General features: G+C 63.4%; 16 protein-coding genes. 10 read left to right on the plus strand and 6 right to left on the minus strand.

Annotated features, from left to right (window positions below; genetic code table 11):
* Positions 1 to 39: 39 nt before the first annotated feature.
* The 6 genes from BLT50_RS00250 to BLT50_RS00275 are packed head-to-tail and all read left to right on the plus strand — an operon-like array spanning position 40 to position 7,124.
* Positions 40 to 909 carry a branched-chain amino acid ABC transporter permease gene (locus BLT50_RS00250; RefSeq protein WP_090025260.1) on the plus strand — a complete coding sequence of 290 codons (870 nt, stop codon included), beginning with the start codon at positions 40 to 42 and terminating at the stop codon, positions 907 to 909.
* Positions 906 to 1,952: a branched-chain amino acid ABC transporter permease gene (locus BLT50_RS00255; protein ID WP_217629215.1), complete on the plus strand. Its 1,047-nt coding sequence runs from the start codon at positions 906 to 908 to the stop codon at positions 1,950 to 1,952. Before BLT50_RS00250 ends, BLT50_RS00255 begins: the two co-directional genes overlap by 4 nt.
* Entirely contained in the window at positions 1,949 to 2,677 is a 729-nt protein-coding gene (locus BLT50_RS00260; RefSeq protein WP_090025262.1) for an ATP-binding cassette domain-containing protein, read from the plus strand. Before BLT50_RS00255 ends, BLT50_RS00260 begins: the two co-directional genes overlap by 4 nt.
* Entirely contained in the window at positions 2,674 to 5,070 is a 2,397-nt protein-coding gene (locus BLT50_RS00265; RefSeq protein WP_090025265.1) for an amidase, read from the plus strand. Before BLT50_RS00260 ends, BLT50_RS00265 begins: the two co-directional genes overlap by 4 nt.
* A gap of 23 nt (positions 5,071 to 5,093) precedes the next feature.
* Positions 5,094 to 6,806 (plus strand): AMP-binding protein, encoded by a 1,713-nt coding sequence (locus BLT50_RS00270; protein ID WP_090025267.1) that lies wholly within the window; start codon positions 5,094 to 5,096, stop codon positions 6,804 to 6,806.
* 21 nt (positions 6,807 to 6,827) lie between these two features.
* Complete coding sequence (locus BLT50_RS00275; protein WP_090025270.1) at positions 6,828 to 7,124, plus strand: putative quinol monooxygenase; 297 nt, start codon at positions 6,828 to 6,830, stop codon at positions 7,122 to 7,124.
* A 4-nt stretch (positions 7,125 to 7,128) separates the two neighbouring features.
* On the opposite strand, the gene BLT50_RS00280 is transcribed toward BLT50_RS00275, so the two are convergent.
* The 3 genes from BLT50_RS00280 to BLT50_RS00290 form a co-directional block, all read right to left on the minus strand.
* Positions 7,129 to 7,890 carry an SDR family NAD(P)-dependent oxidoreductase gene (locus BLT50_RS00280; RefSeq protein ID WP_090025273.1) on the minus strand — a complete coding sequence of 254 codons (762 nt, stop codon included), beginning with the start codon at positions 7,888 to 7,890 and terminating at the stop codon, positions 7,129 to 7,131.
* Positions 7,891 to 7,921: 31 nt separating this feature from the next.
* A complete protein-coding gene (locus tag BLT50_RS00285; RefSeq protein WP_090025276.1) occupies positions 7,922 to 8,905 on the minus strand; it encodes an acetamidase/formamidase family protein in 984 nt (327 codons plus the stop codon).
* 134 nt (positions 8,906 to 9,039) lie between these two features.
* Positions 9,040 to 9,912, minus strand: a complete 873-nt coding sequence (locus BLT50_RS00290) for a polysaccharide deacetylase family protein (RefSeq protein WP_090025279.1) — start codon at positions 9,910 to 9,912, stop codon at positions 9,040 to 9,042.
* A 255-nt stretch (positions 9,913 to 10,167) separates the two neighbouring features.
* Here BLT50_RS00290 and BLT50_RS00295 point away from each other — a divergent pair, with 255 nt between their 5' ends.
* The 4 genes from BLT50_RS00295 to BLT50_RS00310 are packed head-to-tail and all read left to right on the plus strand — an operon-like array spanning position 10,168 to position 13,876.
* Positions 10,168 to 11,166, plus strand: coding sequence for a TRAP transporter substrate-binding protein (locus tag BLT50_RS00295; RefSeq protein WP_090025282.1), 999 nt, complete (start codon positions 10,168 to 10,170; stop codon positions 11,164 to 11,166).
* A 28-nt stretch (positions 11,167 to 11,194) separates the two neighbouring features.
* The gene (locus tag BLT50_RS00300) at positions 11,195 to 11,683 is read left to right on the plus strand and encodes a TRAP transporter small permease (RefSeq protein ID WP_245723240.1); all 489 of its coding nucleotides are present in this window, start codon (positions 11,195 to 11,197) and stop codon (positions 11,681 to 11,683) included.
* Positions 11,680 to 12,960, plus strand: coding sequence for a TRAP transporter large permease (locus BLT50_RS00305; protein WP_090025287.1), 1,281 nt, complete (start codon positions 11,680 to 11,682; stop codon positions 12,958 to 12,960). The genes BLT50_RS00300 and BLT50_RS00305 overlap by 4 nt, the downstream gene beginning before the upstream one ends.
* A 4-nt stretch (positions 12,961 to 12,964) precedes the next feature.
* A complete protein-coding gene (locus BLT50_RS00310; RefSeq protein ID WP_090025290.1) occupies positions 12,965 to 13,876 on the plus strand; it encodes a LysR family transcriptional regulator in 912 nt (303 codons plus the stop codon).
* Between the two features lie 298 nt (positions 13,877 to 14,174).
* Here the strand turns inward: BLT50_RS00310 and BLT50_RS00315 are convergent, their stop codons facing one another.
* The 3 genes from BLT50_RS00315 to BLT50_RS00325 are packed head-to-tail and all read right to left on the minus strand — an operon-like array spanning position 14,175 to position 15,828.
* Positions 14,175 to 15,101 (minus strand): energy transducer TonB, encoded by a 927-nt coding sequence (locus BLT50_RS00315; protein ID WP_090025293.1) that lies wholly within the window; start codon positions 15,099 to 15,101, stop codon positions 14,175 to 14,177.
* Positions 15,098 to 15,484, minus strand: a complete 387-nt coding sequence (locus BLT50_RS00320) for an ExbD/TolR family protein (RefSeq protein WP_090025295.1) — start codon at positions 15,482 to 15,484, stop codon at positions 15,098 to 15,100. Before BLT50_RS00320 ends, BLT50_RS00315 begins: the two co-directional genes overlap by 4 nt.
* The gene (locus BLT50_RS00325) at positions 15,481 to 15,828 is read right to left on the minus strand and encodes an ExbD/TolR family protein (RefSeq protein ID WP_090025298.1); all 348 of its coding nucleotides are present in this window, start codon (positions 15,826 to 15,828) and stop codon (positions 15,481 to 15,483) included. Before BLT50_RS00325 ends, BLT50_RS00320 begins: the two co-directional genes overlap by 4 nt.
* Positions 15,829 to 15,832: the final 4 nt, after the last annotated feature.

Genomic DNA, 15,832 nt, shown 5'->3' on the forward strand with positions numbered 1-15,832 from the left:
CGGCCTTCGGGCCGGACCCATCTGACTTGGAGCCTGCGCGTGGATCTTGTCGTCGCCGTCCTTTTTCAGCTGACCTATGTCATCGCCAACCTGGCGCTGATCAGCCTCGGGCTTGCCATCATCTTCGGGATGATGCGGGTCATCAACCTTGCCCATGGCGAGTTCCTGATGCTGGGCGGGTATACCGTCGTCGTCGCCACGAACCTTGGCGTCAACATCTGGGTGTCGATGCTGATACTGGCCCCGCTGGTGGTCGGTATCATCGGCGTGATCGTTGAACGCGTTCTGATCCGCTGGCTCTATGGCCGGATGGTCGACACGCTGCTGGCAACATGGGGGCTGTCGCTGTTGCTGGTCGGGATCGTCACCTCGATCTTCGGGGCCTCGACCGCCACAACCGTGTCGCCGCCGCTGGGAGCCGTGCGGATCGGCGACTACTCGGCCTCGGGCTACGAGCTTTTCCTTATCGTCATCACCGCCATTCTGCTTTTCGCCGTCTGGCTGACACTGCGCTTCACCAAGCTGGGGCTGCTGGCGCGGGGCACGATGCAGAACGCGGAAATGGCCTCGTCCCTGGGGGTGTCGACCAGCCGGATCTACATGATCACCTTCGGCCTGGGCGCCGCTGTTTCAGGGCTTGCCGGCGGTCTGCTGGCGCCGATGACGGGCGTTCTGCCGACGATCGGTGCGACCTATATCGCCAAGGCCTTTATCACCGTCATTTCCGGCGGTGCCGCAATCCTGGCGGGGACCACCGCGGGATCGGTGCTGCTGGGCGGCATCAACGGGATATTTTCCTTCATCGCGGGGTCGACCTTTGGTGAAATCGCGCTGCTTCTGGCGGCAATCGTTCTTCTCCGCCTGATGCCGCGCGGCATTACAGGCCGCTTCTTTCGGAAATCGCTATGAGCAGCAGCATGCTTCGCCAGATGCGCCCGACGCTGGTTTATGCCGTGCTTGGCATCCTGTTCATGTTCGTGGCGCCGCAGGTGCTGCAGCTTTTCACGATCATCAACCTGACAACCGCGATCGCGCTGGCGATCCTTGCTCTCAGCCTGGCGTTGATCTGGGGATATGGCGGAATCCTGTGTTTCGGGCAGGTCGCGTTCTTCGGTCTTGGCGCCTATGTCTACACGATTTCCGCGATAAATTTCGGCGGCTCGACGTGGGCGATCCTGCTGGCGATCCTGATCACCGCGGCTTTCGCGGCTGCGCTGGGATATTTCATTTTCTTCGGGCGCGTGTCCGACGTGTATCTGGGCGTGATCACCCTGACCGTCACGCTGATCTTCTTTTCGCTGATCCGGCGCACCTCCGGGCCTGAGTACAAGATCGGCAATGCGCTGCTGGGCGGGTTCAACGGGGTGTCTTCACCGCCCATAAACCTGCCATGGGATACGCGCACCTTCCTGTTCCCCGAGCAGGTTTTCTATGTCGCGATGGCCGCGCTGATCCTGTGCTACGTCTTTGTCGGGTGGCTTGTGAACACCAAGTTCGGCCGTGTCTGCGTATCGATCCGCGAGAACGAGCTGCGCGCCGAACTGCTCGGCTATGACATCCGGCTCTACAAGCTGGGTATCTTCACCATCGGGGCAGGGATCGCCGCAATCGGTGGGGTCATGTTCTGCAACGGCGTGGGGCGGATCACGCCTGACGTGTTCAACCTCTATAACGCGGCGCTGACGATCATCTGGGTGATCGTGGGCGGGCGCGGCACGCTGATCGGGCCGATCGGCGCGACCTTCGCGCTGTTCTACCTGACCTCGGCGCTGGGTGGGCAAACCGTGCTGAACAACAACCTCGTTCTTGGGGTTATCCTGATCATCTTCGTGCTGCTGGTGCCCAAGGGCGTCGCGCCGACGGTGGTCGACTGGTTCGGCGCGCGCCGCAGGAAAAAGCCCGGGCGCGTCCGCCGCCGCCGCCGTGGTAACCGCACGGAGGGCGCGCAATGACACGTCAACGTGGTGAGGTCGTCGTCGAAACCCGGGATCTTTGCATGCATTTCGGTGGCGTGCGCGCCGTCGATCAGGTGGATTTTTCGCTCTTCGACAAGGAATTGCGCTGCCTGATCGGGCCGAACGGCGCTGGCAAATCCACCTTTTTCAAATGCCTGACTGGCCAGCTGACGCCGACATCCGGCGAGGTGATCATCCGCGGCCAGCCGATGACCGGGGCCGAGCCGTTCGAAGTGGCCAGCCTGGGCGTCGGGATCAAGACGCAGGTGCCGAACGTCTTTGACGGATTGACCGCCGAGGAAAACATATGGCTCGCCGCGCGGCGCTGGCATGGCGACGCACGATCCCGCAGCCTGACGGCCGAAACGATCGAACGTCTGAAGCTGGGTGACATACGGCGCACCCTTGTCGGGCAGTTGGCACACGGGCAGCGCCAGTGGGTCGAACTTGGCATGGTCGTCGCGGCCGAACCCTGGCTTGTCCTACTCGATGAACCCGCCGCCGGCATGACCCATGAAGAAACCTACAGAACCGTCGAGCTGATCGAAGAGATCAACAAGACCTCGGCCCTGATCGTGGTCGAGCATGACATGCAGTTCATCCGCATGATCTCGCGCACGGTCACATTGTTTCACGAAGGGCGCATCCTGATGCAGGACACGATGGAGGCGATATCCGCCGACCCCCGCGCGCGCGAAGTCTATCTGGGGCACCGGGCATGAGCGCGCTGTTGAAAGTTTCCGGTCTCAGGGCGGGCTATGGCCGGGTGCCGGTTCTGCACGGGGTCGACCTGTCGGTCGAGGACGGCGAGATCCTCGGCATCCTGGGCCATAACGGCATGGGCAAGTCCACGCTGCTCAAGGCGCTTATGGGCATCATTCCCGCCAAGGGCGGCAGCATGATGTTCGACGGGCAGGACATCGGGCGGCTTCGGTCCTCGGGGCGGGCACAGCTTGGCATCGGTTACGTGCCGCAGGGCAGGGGGATCTTTCCCAACCTCAGCGTTCGCGACAACCTGCGCATGGGCATCGCCGCGCATGACATGGACGAGGACGAGGCGATAGACCGCGTGCTTGCCGACTTTCCCCGCCTGGAACGCCTGATGGATCGCGAAGGCGGCGCGCTTTCGGGGGGCGAACAACAATTGCTGGCGCTTGCCCGCTGCCTTGTGTCCGACCCGGACATGATCCTGCTGGACGAACCGACGGAGGGCATCCAGCCGTCGATCATCGACGAGATCATCGACCTTCTGAAGGAACTGAACCGCCGCGAAGGGTTGAGCATCGTCCTGGTCGAACAGAGCCTCGATTTCATCACGGCCCTGTCCGACCGCATCCTGCTGATCCAGAAGGGCAAGATCATGGGCGAGGTGTCGGGCTCGGAAGCCGCCGATCCTGCCCTGATCGAAGAATTCACCGGCCTTGGCGCAGGCGGCGGGAAAACCGCAATGCCTGCCTCCGGCGCTCTGGACGCACTCAAAAGAGATGCATCCGCTGCGCCTGCTGCCCCATCTCACAGTCCCGCCGTGCGGCACGCGTTGCCCTCGGCCACGCCGCACAAGGCCGCTGCTCCGGCCCCGTTGCAAGAAAGGATGTCCTACATGACCGTCCAACGCCCCACACACGCGCAGATGAAGGAAATCGTCGCCGAACTGGGCATGCACATGTCGGATGCGCGTATCCAGGAGTTCCTGGACGTGATGCAGGGCACGCTCGATGCCTACGACATCGTCGACTCTCTGCCCGATTACCTTCCGCCGGTCCTTTATCCGCGCACCTCGGGCCACCGGCCCACGCCGGACGAAAACCCGATGAACGCCTGGTACGTCAAGACCGAGATCAAGGGCGCGCCGCGAGGGCCGCTGCTGGGTCGGACCGTCGCTCTCAAAGACAACGTGTGCCTGGCCGGCGTTCCGATGATGAACGGGGCCTCCACGCTCAAGGGCTATACGCCCGATATCGACGCCACCATCGTCACCCGCCTTCTGGATGCAGGCGCGACGATCGTCGGCAAGGCGCATTGCGAATATTTCTGCCTGTCGGGCGGCAGCCACACCAACGCCACCGGCGCCGTGCACAACCCGCACAAGCAGGGGTATTCGGCGGGCGGTTCGTCCTCGGGGTCGGGGGCGCTGGTGGGGGCGGGGCTGGTCGACATGGCCATCGGCGGCGACCAGGGCGGGTCGATCCGCATGCCCGCGTCCTTCTGCGGGGTCTACGGGATGAAGCCGACCCACGGTCTGGTGCCCTATTCGGGGATCATGCCAATCGAAAACACCATCGACCACGCCGGGCCGATGACCCAGACGGTGATGGACAATGCCCTGATGCTCGAGGTGATCGCGGGCGCGGACGGGCTGGACCCGCGCCAGTACGATGTGCGCACCGACCGATACACCGCCTCGGTCAATCGTGGCGCTTCGGGGCTGCGGATCGGCGTGGTCAAGGAGGGCTTTGGCCACGAACAATCCGAGGCCGATGTCGATGCCAAGGTCCGTGCCGGTGCCGAGCTGTTCCGCAAGCTGGGCGCGACGGTCGATGACATCTCGATCCCGTGGCACCTCCATGGCCCCGCGATCTGGACGCCAATCGGGCTGGAAGGGCTGACCAACCAGATGATGATCGGCAACGGTTTTGGCACCGGATGGGAAGGGCTCTATACAACGTCGCTGCTGGATTATCACTCGAACTGGCGGTCGCGCGCGGACGAGCTGTCGGACACGCTGAAAATCTCGATGTTCGTGGGGCAGTATCACCTCAAGCACACGCGCGGGCGCTATTATGCAAAGGCGCAGAACCTCGCGCGGCAACTGCGCGAGGAATACAACAAGGTGCTGGCCTCCTACGACCTGTTGCTGATGCCGACCACGCCGATGAAGGCCACCCCGCTGCCGCCGCCCGACAGCTCGCTTGCGCTCTGGACGCAGCGCGCGTTCGAGATGCTGCCCAACACCGCGCCGTTCGACGTGACCGGGCACCCGGCAATGTCAATCCCCTGCGGGATGTCGGATGGCTTGCCGGTCGGGTTGCAACTGATCGGCCGCCGCTACGAGGAAAGCACGATATACCGCGCGGCGGGCGCGTTTGAACAAGCCGGCGACTGGCGCCAGATGTAAGACCGGGAAAGGACCGCATGCCCATGTCGGCACGGGTTTCATCGCAGCCGGGTATACGCCCGGCAAACGGCCTGTCCCATGTGGCGGGATCGACCGAACGCCCCTTGGTCGACGCTACGATCCCCGCCTTTCTGGCCGAGGTCGTCCGGCGTCACGGCGACCGCACTGCGGCCGTTTTCCGCCAGACAGGCGACCGCTGGAGCTATGCCGAATTCGCCCGGCTGGTCGACCGGTTGGCCGCGGGGCTTTTGTCGATCGGCATCTACAAGGGGGACCGGGTGGGCATATGGTCGCCCAACCGCCCCGAATGGCTGCTGGCGCAATTCGCGACCGCGCGGATCGGCGCGATCCTTGTGAACATCAACCCGGCCTACCGCACCTCGGAGCTGGAATATGCGCTGAACAAGGCAGGCGTGTCCTGCCTGATCGTCGCGCCGCAGTTCAAGACTTCGGACTACATGGCCATGCTGGCCGAGCTTGCCCCGGAAATGGCAAGCGGCCCGCCCGAGCGGCTGAATATCGCCAGACTGCCGTCGCTGCGCAGCGTGGTGCAGCTGGGGCCGAACCCGCGCGCAGGCGCGATGTCGTTCGACGCGGTGATGGCGCGGGGCGGGCGCACGATGCGGGCGCGGCTCGATGCCATCGGCGCGGGTCTGCGCCCGGACGACGCGATCAACATCCAGTTCACCAGTGGCACCACGGGCGCGCCCAAGGGCGCGACGCTCAGCCACAAGAACATTGTCAACAACGCGATCTCCACCGCCCGTGCGATGCGGCTGCGCCCGGGCGAGGGGCTGTGCATTCCCGTGCCTTTCTATCACTGTTTCGGCATGGTCCTGGGCAATCTGGCGGCCTGCGCTTATGGCGCAACGATGGTGATCCCCGGCGAGGCCTTCGACGCCCGCGACACGCTGGCCGCCATAGACGCCGAAGGCTGCGCCGCCGTGCATGGGGTGCCGACGATGTTCCAGGCCATGCTGGATCACCCGGAGTTCGACCGGTTCGACATGCGCAGCCTGCGCACCGGCATCATGGCGGGCGCGCCATGCCCCGAGCCGCTGATGCGCCGCGTCATGACCCAGATGCATTGCCGCCAGATCACCATCGGCTACGGCATGACGGAAACCAGCCCGATCTCGTTCCAGTCGGCGGTGGACGACCCTATCGACCGGCGCGTATCCACCGTGGGGCGCATCCAGCCCCACGCCGAATGCAAGGTGGTGGATGAAGAGGGGCGCACGGTTCCTATCGGCCAGCAGGGTGAATTGCTGACGCGCGGCTATCTGGTGATGAAGGGCTACTGGAACGACCCCGAACGCACGGCCGAGGCAATCCAGGGCGGCTGGATGCATACCGGCGATCTCGCCACCATCGACGCCGACGGCTATTGCCGGATCACGGGCCGGTCCAAGGATATGCTGATCCGGGGCGGGGAAAACATCTATCCCGCCGAAATCGAAGAGTTCCTGTCAGGCCATCCCGACATCGCGCAGGCGCAGGTTTTCGGGCTGCCCGATCCGAAATACGGGGAAGAGGTCGCCGCCTGGATCATACTGCGTCCCGGCGCGGCCATGACCGAAGACGCCCTGCGCGACTGGTGCCGGGGCAAGATCGCCCATTACAAGATCCCGCGACATGTCCGGTTTGTTGCCGAGATGCCGATGACCGTCACCGGAAAACCGCAGAAATTCGTGATGCGCGACCAGATGACAAAAGAGCTTGGCCTGACGGGCTGAGCCGCCGCAAAGGAGCAGCCGATGTTCACCCTTACCGCGATCCTGCGCGCCAAGCCCGGTCACGAGGACAAGGTGAAAGCCGCGCTGTTGAAGGTCGGCGCTTTCGCGCGCGAACAGGAGCCGGACACGGCCGGTTTCTTTGTCTCGCAATCGGCCGAAGATGCACGCGTTTTCGTCACGCATGAACGCTTCGCCGATCAGGCCGCGATGGACCGCCACAACCAAGGCGCCGGATCGAAGGGGTTCTTCGCCGAGGCGGGCGATCTTTTGGACGGCCCGGTCACCGTGGTAACCGGCCCCGAGATTTTCGAAAAGTGACCTCTTAAAGCTGCACGCCCTTCGTCAGCGCCCCGTCGATCACAAGGTTCGTGCCGCTGGTAAAGCTGGATGCAGGCGAGGCCAGGAAAACGACGCCGCGGGCGATTTCCTCGGGGCGGGCCATGCGGCCCATCGGGTTCATCGCCAGCGCCCCCTTGAACAGGTCGGGGTTGTTCTGTTCGATCGACTGCCAGATGCCGCCCTCGAAATAGGTGTTTCCGGGCGACACGGTGTTGGCGCGGATGCCCATCGGTGCCAGCTTCATCGCCAGACCCTGCGCGTAATGCACCAGCGCCGCCTTGAACGCGCCATAGGCCGGTCCGGTGAAATCGACCTCGCGCCCCGAAACGGACGAGATCAGCGTGATCGACGCCGCGCTGGATTTCTCCAACCAGGGCATCGCCGCATTCACCAGGCGGACGGAATGCATCATGTCCGTCTCGAACCCCGATTTCCATGCGGCCTCGTCATCGGCCACGGCCAGCGCCGAGACATTGCCGACCACCATGTCGATCCCGCCAAGGGCGGCCGCGCTGTCCTGCACCCAGGATTTCAGCGCATGCGCGTTCGACACGTCCACCGCGCGGCCGAAGACCGGAACGCCCTTTGTCTTGAGCTGCTCAACCGTTTCGGTGACGCCCGTGGCGTCGCGCGCGCAAACCGATACCGCAGCACCTTCTTCCGCGAAAATCCGGGCGCAATGCAGCCCGATCCCCTTGGTGCCGCCCGTGACCAGAACACGCAGTCCGTTCAATCCCAGATCCATGCCGAATCTCCTTGTCTCGTGTCCCGATCTGTTAGCCGAGGTATGTCTTGAGCATCGAAGCGCCCAGCGAATATTTCGGGTCCACCATGTTTCCGACGCGCATCTTGCCGGCCTGCGTGGCCAGGAAATAGGCCTCGGATTCCTCAAACCCGTAGTCGTCGACCATCCAGCGGATCAGATCGCGATAGGCCATGCGCGCGGCGTCTTCCATCGGGCGGGCAGATCCCACCGACATGATGAAATCCTCGGTTTCCAGCCGAACGCCCGGGATCGCCCAATCCTTGATCACGTCGATCTGCACGGTCACGGTGGCCGGTATTTCCACCGCAACGCCGCAAAGCTCGCCATCGCCCTGCCGTCCGTGGCAATCGCCGATGTAGAAAAACGCTTCGTCGCGCTGCACCGGGAAATAGATCACCGCACCCGGTGCCACGTCAGGCAGGTCCATGTTGCCGCCATAGAAATCGGGCACCAGCGACGAGATCGCCTCGATCTCGGGGCTGACGCCCATCGTGCCGACGAAGGGTTCGTAGGGCAGGGTGATCCTGTCCGAGAATTTCACGCCATCGGGCGTCACTTCCATCTTCTTGACGCGTTCGGCGATCGGCGCGTTCAGATGCGTCAGGCCCGTGGCCACCAGCCCGCCGAAATCGGGGATCAGCGCGGTGGTGCCCGCAGGCTGCGGCCCCCTTGGCAGCAGGCTGTGGATATAGACCGCCAAGACATCGCCCTTCTTCGCGCCCTTTACGGCAATGGGGCCGTTTTGCGGGTTCACGAAGGGCATGTTCAGCACTTTCGACGGCAGGTCATCCTCGGTCTTGACCGCACCGCCAAAGGCATCGAGCGTTTCGACCGCGATCACGTCGCCCGGGTCAATGGTCAGCACCGGGTCGGCATATGGCCCGTAAACGTAATGGTAGGCACCTTGCGCGTCTTCGCTGAGGTGATGGTGCGCGCCGGCATTGGCCTTTGCCACACCGCGTTGCCCCATCACGGAGGATGCAAGCCAGGTCATCGTGAACCCCCTGTCTGAATGATGTGAATGGATGATATACCGCAATCGGCAAAAGGCCAGCGTGGCTTGTGCTCCGATGGCCCGATGGCGCAGCGAAACCATTCATCAGACGCGGTGAAGGGTGCGTAATGCGGTCAGGCCGCGTGCTTGCGCGCCTGCGCGCAATGGGCCGCGATCTGCGAGCGTGTGGTCAGCCACAGCGACGGGTCGGCCTTGCAAAGCGCGGCGATCTCGTCGATCGCCCAGGCGGCCGCCGGACGGCCATAGCAATGGCCATGGGCAAAGATGTCCAGGATGATCGTTTCGGGCGGTTGCCGCCTGATCCCGTCCAGCGATTCGCGGAACATTTCGACGAACTGGCCGGGGGTGCGGCCAAAGCGCATCGCGTGCGGAAGGTCGTTGAATTCGACCGACATTGGGATCGCGAGTATCTCGGCCTCTCCGAACCGTTGCAGATAGGGCAGATCGGCGTCGATCACGTCCCCATGCCAGGCATAACCCTCTTCGGCGAACATGCGCTGGATGTCCGGCCCGGATGTCACGCGCGGGCTTATCCACCCCTTGGGCCTGTGCCCCGTCGCGCCCTCGATCAGAGAGGTGCTGCGGCGGATCGAATGTCTTGCTTCTTCCGCTGTCAGCGTCGGAAAAACCATGTCCTGTGCCATGCCATGGGCGACGATCTCATGCCCCCGCGCGGAAAACTGGCGCAACTGCGCGGGATGTGTTTCGGCAACCCGCCCCGACGTCATCAGCGTCGCGGCAATCCCCCGGCGTTCCAGGATGTCCACCAGGCGCGGAATTCCGTGGGTCGCGTTATACTGCCCATAGCTGTCCGCATTGGGGTCGAACAGCCCGTCGCGCAGCACGTTGCCCATCGGGCCCACGCCGGAGGTCACGCCCGGAGACCACATTTCGTAGGCGAGATTGAAGACCACGGCGATCCGGCGATCATCGGGCCAGGTCAGGTCCGGTGACAGGTGTTGTATCTCGAACGCCTCTTTGGCCATGCGCAGTCCTTCGCAGTGTGTGGATTCAGATGTGGAAACCCGGGTTTCGAACAGTCTAAGGCGCACATCTGGCTGAGGGAACTTCATTCCTTTCACACGATGCTGCACCATTTTCACGTCGCATCATGCACCACGTGCATGTTATGATGCGGTTTATGCACTGTTTGCATTACACATCCTGTGTGTAGGCTTCGCCCATATGTTCGGGTGTCGGCAGTTTCCGGCCCCGGGCACGCATCAAAGGGAGGACACCTGATGACCATGAAGTTTACCCGCAGGCTGTTTGGCGCATTGCTGACAACGGCTGCTTTGACCGGTGCCGCACATGCCGCCGAAATCGAGCTCAAGCTCGCGTGGCTGACAGCGGACAGCCCCACGGACCCCTACGCAATCACCGCGCATGCGTTCAAGAAGGAGCTCGAAGCCGCGCTTCCGGGGCGTGTCGAAGTGCAGCTTTTCCCGAACCGCCAGCTTGGCGACGACAAGGAGATCCTCGAAGGTCTGCAATTCGGCACGATCGACATGGGCGTGATCACCAACGCCGTGGTTGCGAACCTCGAACCGACCTACCAGCTTGTCGACCTTCCGTTCCTGTTCGGCAGCGCGGGACAGGCGCACGAGGTGCTTGACGGTCCGGTCGGGCAGGAACTGGCCGCCAACCTGCGCGATGACGGGGTCGTATCCCTCGGTGCGGCCGAAGGCGGGTTCCGCAACATGATCAACAACACCCGTCCCGTGCGCAAACCCGAAGACGTGGAAGGCGTGAAGTACCGGACCATGCAGAACCCCGTGTTCATCGAGATGTTCTCGGCGCTGGGTGGCAGCCCGGTGCCGATGGCCTGGGGCGAGGTTTTCACCGCCATGCAGCAGGGCACCGTGGACGGGCTGGAAATTCCAGCATCGGTGGTCAATTCAAACAACTATGCCGAGGTGACGAAGTATCTCAGCTTTACGCGCCACACCTATTCCGCGATCCATCTTCTGATGTCCGAACGCAGCTTCGACCGGCTGCCCGAAGACGTGCAGCAGGCCGTGCTTGACGCGGGTCATGCCGCCATCGCCGAACAGCGGCAGGCCGTCGCCGCAGCCGAAGCCGACGTGGTCGCCGCGCTCAAGGACAAGGGCATGCAGATCAACGAGATCGATGATGTGGGCGCGTTCCGTGCCAAGGTCGGGCCGGTTTACGAGCGGTTCGAACCGACGATCGGCACCGAGCTGCTTGATCGCGCGCTTCAGGCCGTGTCGTCCAACTGATCGCCGGAGCTTGGTCTTGCGACAGGTCGTGTCCCTGATCACCACCACAAGCCGCGTGTTGTCGCGGCTTGTGGCCTATTTCTGCGTCGGGCTGATCTACCTGATCCTCGGGCTGTTGGTGACACAGGTTCTGATGCGCTATTTTCTTGGCGCGCCGCCCAGCTGGACCGAGGAACTGGCGATCATTCTGTTCGCCTGGCTGGTGCTGCTCTACGCGACAGTCGGCCTGTACGAAGGATTTCACGTCGCGATCGAGTCGATCCCCGCCCGGTTCGAACGCCTGCACCGATGGGCTGACCGGTGGGTCGCGGCGCTGACGATCCTGTTCGGCTGGATCACCCTCACGTCCGGTATCGCCTATGTGGACCGCACGGTCGGCCAGAAGACCGCCGCGCTGCAGATACCCATCGAGGTGCTGTATCTCTGCGTACCGGTCAGCGGGGCGCTCTTTATCCTGCATGGGGTTTCGCGCCTGATCGGCCCGGCCGAACCGGCCCCGGAAGAGGCCACCTCATGAGTGCAACCCTTTTCGTTCTGGCGCTGGGTTTGCCCCTGATGCTGCTGTTGCGGGTGCCCTTGGCCTTTGCGATCGGCCTGGCCACGATCGGGGCGCTTTGGACTGCGGACATCGACATGATGATCTTTGCCCAACGGATGGTTTCGGGTACGCAATCCTTTTCGCTGCTTGCGATACCGTTCTTCATCCTGGCGGGCGACCTGATGACGGCAGGCGGCATTTCGCGCCGGCTGGTGGGGTTTGCGGATGTGCTGGTGCGTCACCGCACCGGGGGGCTTGGCATGGTCGCGGTGCTGGCCGCGGCCTTTTTCGCCGCGCTTTCGGGCTCGGCCCCGGCGACCACGGCGGCCATCGGCGCGATCATGATCCCCGAAATGGAACGGCGCGGGTATTCGCGGCCCTTCGCGACCGCGCTGGCCGTGGCAGGCGGCATCATCGGGCCGATGCTCCCGCCGTCGATCCCGATGGTTGTCTGGGGTGTCATGTCCGAAACCTCGATCAGCCAGCTTTTCCTTGCGGGTGTCATGCCCGGCATCCTGCTTGCGCTGGGGCTGATGGCGCTGTGCTGGCATCACGCCCGCAAGCATGAAATCGCACCGCAGCCCAAGGCGAGCCGTCAAGAGATCTGGGCTGCGTTCAACTCGGCCAAATGGGCCCTGTGCGGCCCTGTGATCGTGCTGGGCGGAATATATGGCGGCATCGTCACCCCGACGGAGGCGGCGATCGTCGCGGCCGTTTTCGCGCTAGTCCTCGGCTTCGGTGTCTACCGGGAACTATCGTTTTCCAACATCGTGCCCGTCACCTTGGGCGCGCTCAAGACGATGACCATCGTCATGTTCATCATCGCGCTGGCCAACGGCTTTGGCTGGGTGATGGCTTTTGAACGCATTCCCGGACAGGTGACCCAGTCGCTAGAACGCTTCGCGGATACGCCCGTTCTCTACCTGTTGATGATCAATCTCATGCTTCTGGTGATCGGGTGCGTGATGGACAACCTTGCAGCAATGATCATCCTGGCGTCGTTCCTTGTGCCCATCGGTGAACAACTGGGCATGGACCCGGTACAGTTCGGGGCAATGGTGGCGATCAATTTCACCATCGGCATGGCCACGCCGCCTTTCGGATACACGATCTTTGTCGGCGCCGCGATCAGCGGGCTGAAGATCGGCCAGATCGCAAGGCCGCTCTTGCCGATGCTGGGTGTGATGATCGCCGTGTTGCTTCTGGTGGCCTTCGTGCCGCCTGTCACCCTGTCCATCGTCGATCTGCTGAGGTGACGCCATGGTGAACCTGCGCAATTTCGACCTCAACCTTCTGGTCATATTCCGCGCGATCATGAACCGCGGTTCGATCGCGGGGGCCGCGGACGAGGTCGGATTGTCACCTTCCGCGGTCAGCCATGCATTGGCCCGGCTGCGCGTGATGCTGAATGACGAGCTGTTCTTTCGTACCGCCGACGGGGTCAGCCCGACCGAGCGCGCCCGAGAACTCAACGCCGATATCGAGCGCGGCCTTGGCTTCATCTCGACCGCGATTTCGCTGCAGCACCATTTCGTCCCCGCCAAGGCCGAACGCGTTTTCACAATGCAGGTGGCTGACTACGTTTCAGGTTTCCTCCTGCCGCGTCTTGCCGAACGGCTGCAGGTCGAAGCACCGGGTATCTCGATTGAAATCCTGCCCTTTTCGATTTCTCCCGAAAGCGTCTGGGACCGCGTCGACATGCAGGTGCGGCTGACACCCGGCCGCCTGCAGCCCGAGATGGTTCGTTCGCAGCGTCTGTTGGCGGATGAGATCGTCGTGCTGATGCGCCGCGACCATCCCCGCGCCAATGTTCCCATGACAGCCGAGCTTTATGCCGAGCTTCCCCACGTGAAACTGTCGCAATCGGCCACGGGTACCACCGTGATCGAAGATGCGCTGGCTGCGCGCGGACTGAAGCGGCATATGGCGATGACTGTGGCAAGCTGGTTCGAAATCCCCGATATCGTCGCCAATTCCGACCTGATCGCCATCGCGCCCAAGCGGTTGTTTTCGCTCGATCCCCGGCTGAGCAAGCTTTGCTGGGTGCCGCTACCGCTCGAAGAGGTGGTGTTTTCCTTCGATCTTTGCTGGGATCTCAGGACAGAACGGGAGCCGGGCCAGAAATGGCTGCGCAAGCTGATCTCGGACGTCTTCGAAGAAGTGCGCGCGTGACAGGCAATGTCGTCGTGGCGCTATCGCCCGCATGGATCATGGGGTCGCTTCCACAGTTTAGACCGGCGGTTTTTCCACGCAGTTAAAGCCTTCCCAAAGACGGCTGCTCAATGGTCCTGAAGCCGTGTTCCGCTGAAAGCGCCGGTTTGTGCGGCAAGGAACCGCCCCGGATAGGTAAGCCGCAGTCTTTGCCACGTTGCCTGCGGGCGCACCAATGCCACAGCGATTGCATCACCGCAAAAAACACCGCTGAACCCGGGTGCTTGCGCTTTGGTCGCGGCCGGATGTTTCTGCCAGCTTATCGTCCCTTGACCTGGACGGTAAAACTGCGCCGTGCGCGATCCGGTGGTTTCGGGAACGGTCCGGCCCCTCGCACAAGCCGAAGCGCCGCCTGATCCAGTGCGGCGGACCCGGAGCTTTGGGCCACGGACACCGAGGCAACGCCGCCATTTCCGCCGATGGTAAAGGCGATCATGGCCGACCCGCGCGCATTGACACGCGGCTTGCCCGCCCGTGAAAGCTGACGCATGACCAAACCTGCATAATTGCTGGCCGCCGCGTTCCCTGCCGTGCGCTGCCTCCCCGTATCGCCGCTTTGGCTGGCGGTTGCGGTCTGTTTTCCGCTGGCTTCGCCTGCGCGGGCGTTGGTGGGGGCATTGCCCGCGTTGGATTGCGCTCGTTGCCTGGGCTGATTTGGCTTCGGTTCCCGGTCCTTCGCCATGGCGCTACTGCGCGGCTTCGGCCGCACCGAACGGTCGATTGCGGCGCTTGCGGGGTCTGTGCCCGTCAGCCTTGATGTGGAACGGTCCGGTTTGGCGACGGCTTGCGACGCTTCAGCCGACAGCGGCGCGGGCTTCGGCGCAGGGCGGCTTGCGATGTCTGGCGACAATGCCGCCAGCGTTTCGGCGGGTCGGCGCTCGGCGGCAGGCTCTGCCATGCTGTCCAAGGCCCTTTGGCGGTCGGGCTTTTCCGGTGACGCTTCGGCAGGTTGCCGAACCGTTGCCGTTTGGGGTGGTGCCGTGTTCAGCGCGGTTGCAGGCGGTTCTGCGGCCAATGTGCCTGCGGCCATATCCTGGAACGCGGTCCCAAGGCGCAGCTCGGCCGTTCCCGATGCGCCCTCAAGCGTCACCGGCACGGGTCCGGCCAGAGAGAAAGCCGCAGCGCCATGGACCGCGACGGCCAATGCGAGCGCGGCCAGTTTCGCGGGTGCGGGCGATCGCGTCATTGCAGCCCCCGTTCGGTGACGATGACCACGGTTCCGGCACCTGCCTCGCGCAGCGTCCGGCCCAGGGTCACAAGCTGATGCGCTGGCAGATCGCGATCAGGAACGATCCGAACGCGCGACCGGGCCTCATGCGGCAAGGTATCGAAGAACGCGATGGCCGACCCGACAGGCGCACCCATATGGCTCATGCGGCCATCGGGATGGATAACCAGCGCATCGGATGGGGCGGTTGCCTCGATCCCGTCGGTTCGAACCAGCGCCAGTTTCCCGTCCAGCGGAGCAGCCAGTGTTCCGACCACCATGAAGAAGACCAGCATCAGGAAAACGATGTTGATCAGCGCGATGGTGGGCTCACGCTCGGTCCGGGTACATTTGCGGGTCATGCGGCCCCCAGCACAGTCGCCGTCAGCCGAGGAACCTGGCGCAGAACCGCCAGAAGGTCGGTCAGCCTTTGCGCCGTCACATCGTTGCCGGCAGAGATCAGCACGGCCAGCGGTTCTGCACCGGACCTGAACGGGTCAAGAGCGCCTGGCAGGTCGGCCAGCGAAAGCTGTGTTCCGTTCAGCCGCAGCGTATCCTCGGCAAGAGACACGAACACGGGCGGTTCCGTCCCCGTCGCACCGCCTGCGTTCGCCGCGACCAATTCGACTTCGGCAAAACGCGTGAAGGTCGAGGAAAGCATGAAAAACAACAGCAACAGAAAGATGACATCGATCAGCGATGTCATGGAC

The organism is Lutimaribacter saemankumensis (assembly GCF_900100005.1).
Taxonomy (GTDB): Bacteria; Pseudomonadota; Alphaproteobacteria; order Rhodobacterales; family Rhodobacteraceae; genus Lutimaribacter; species Lutimaribacter saemankumensis.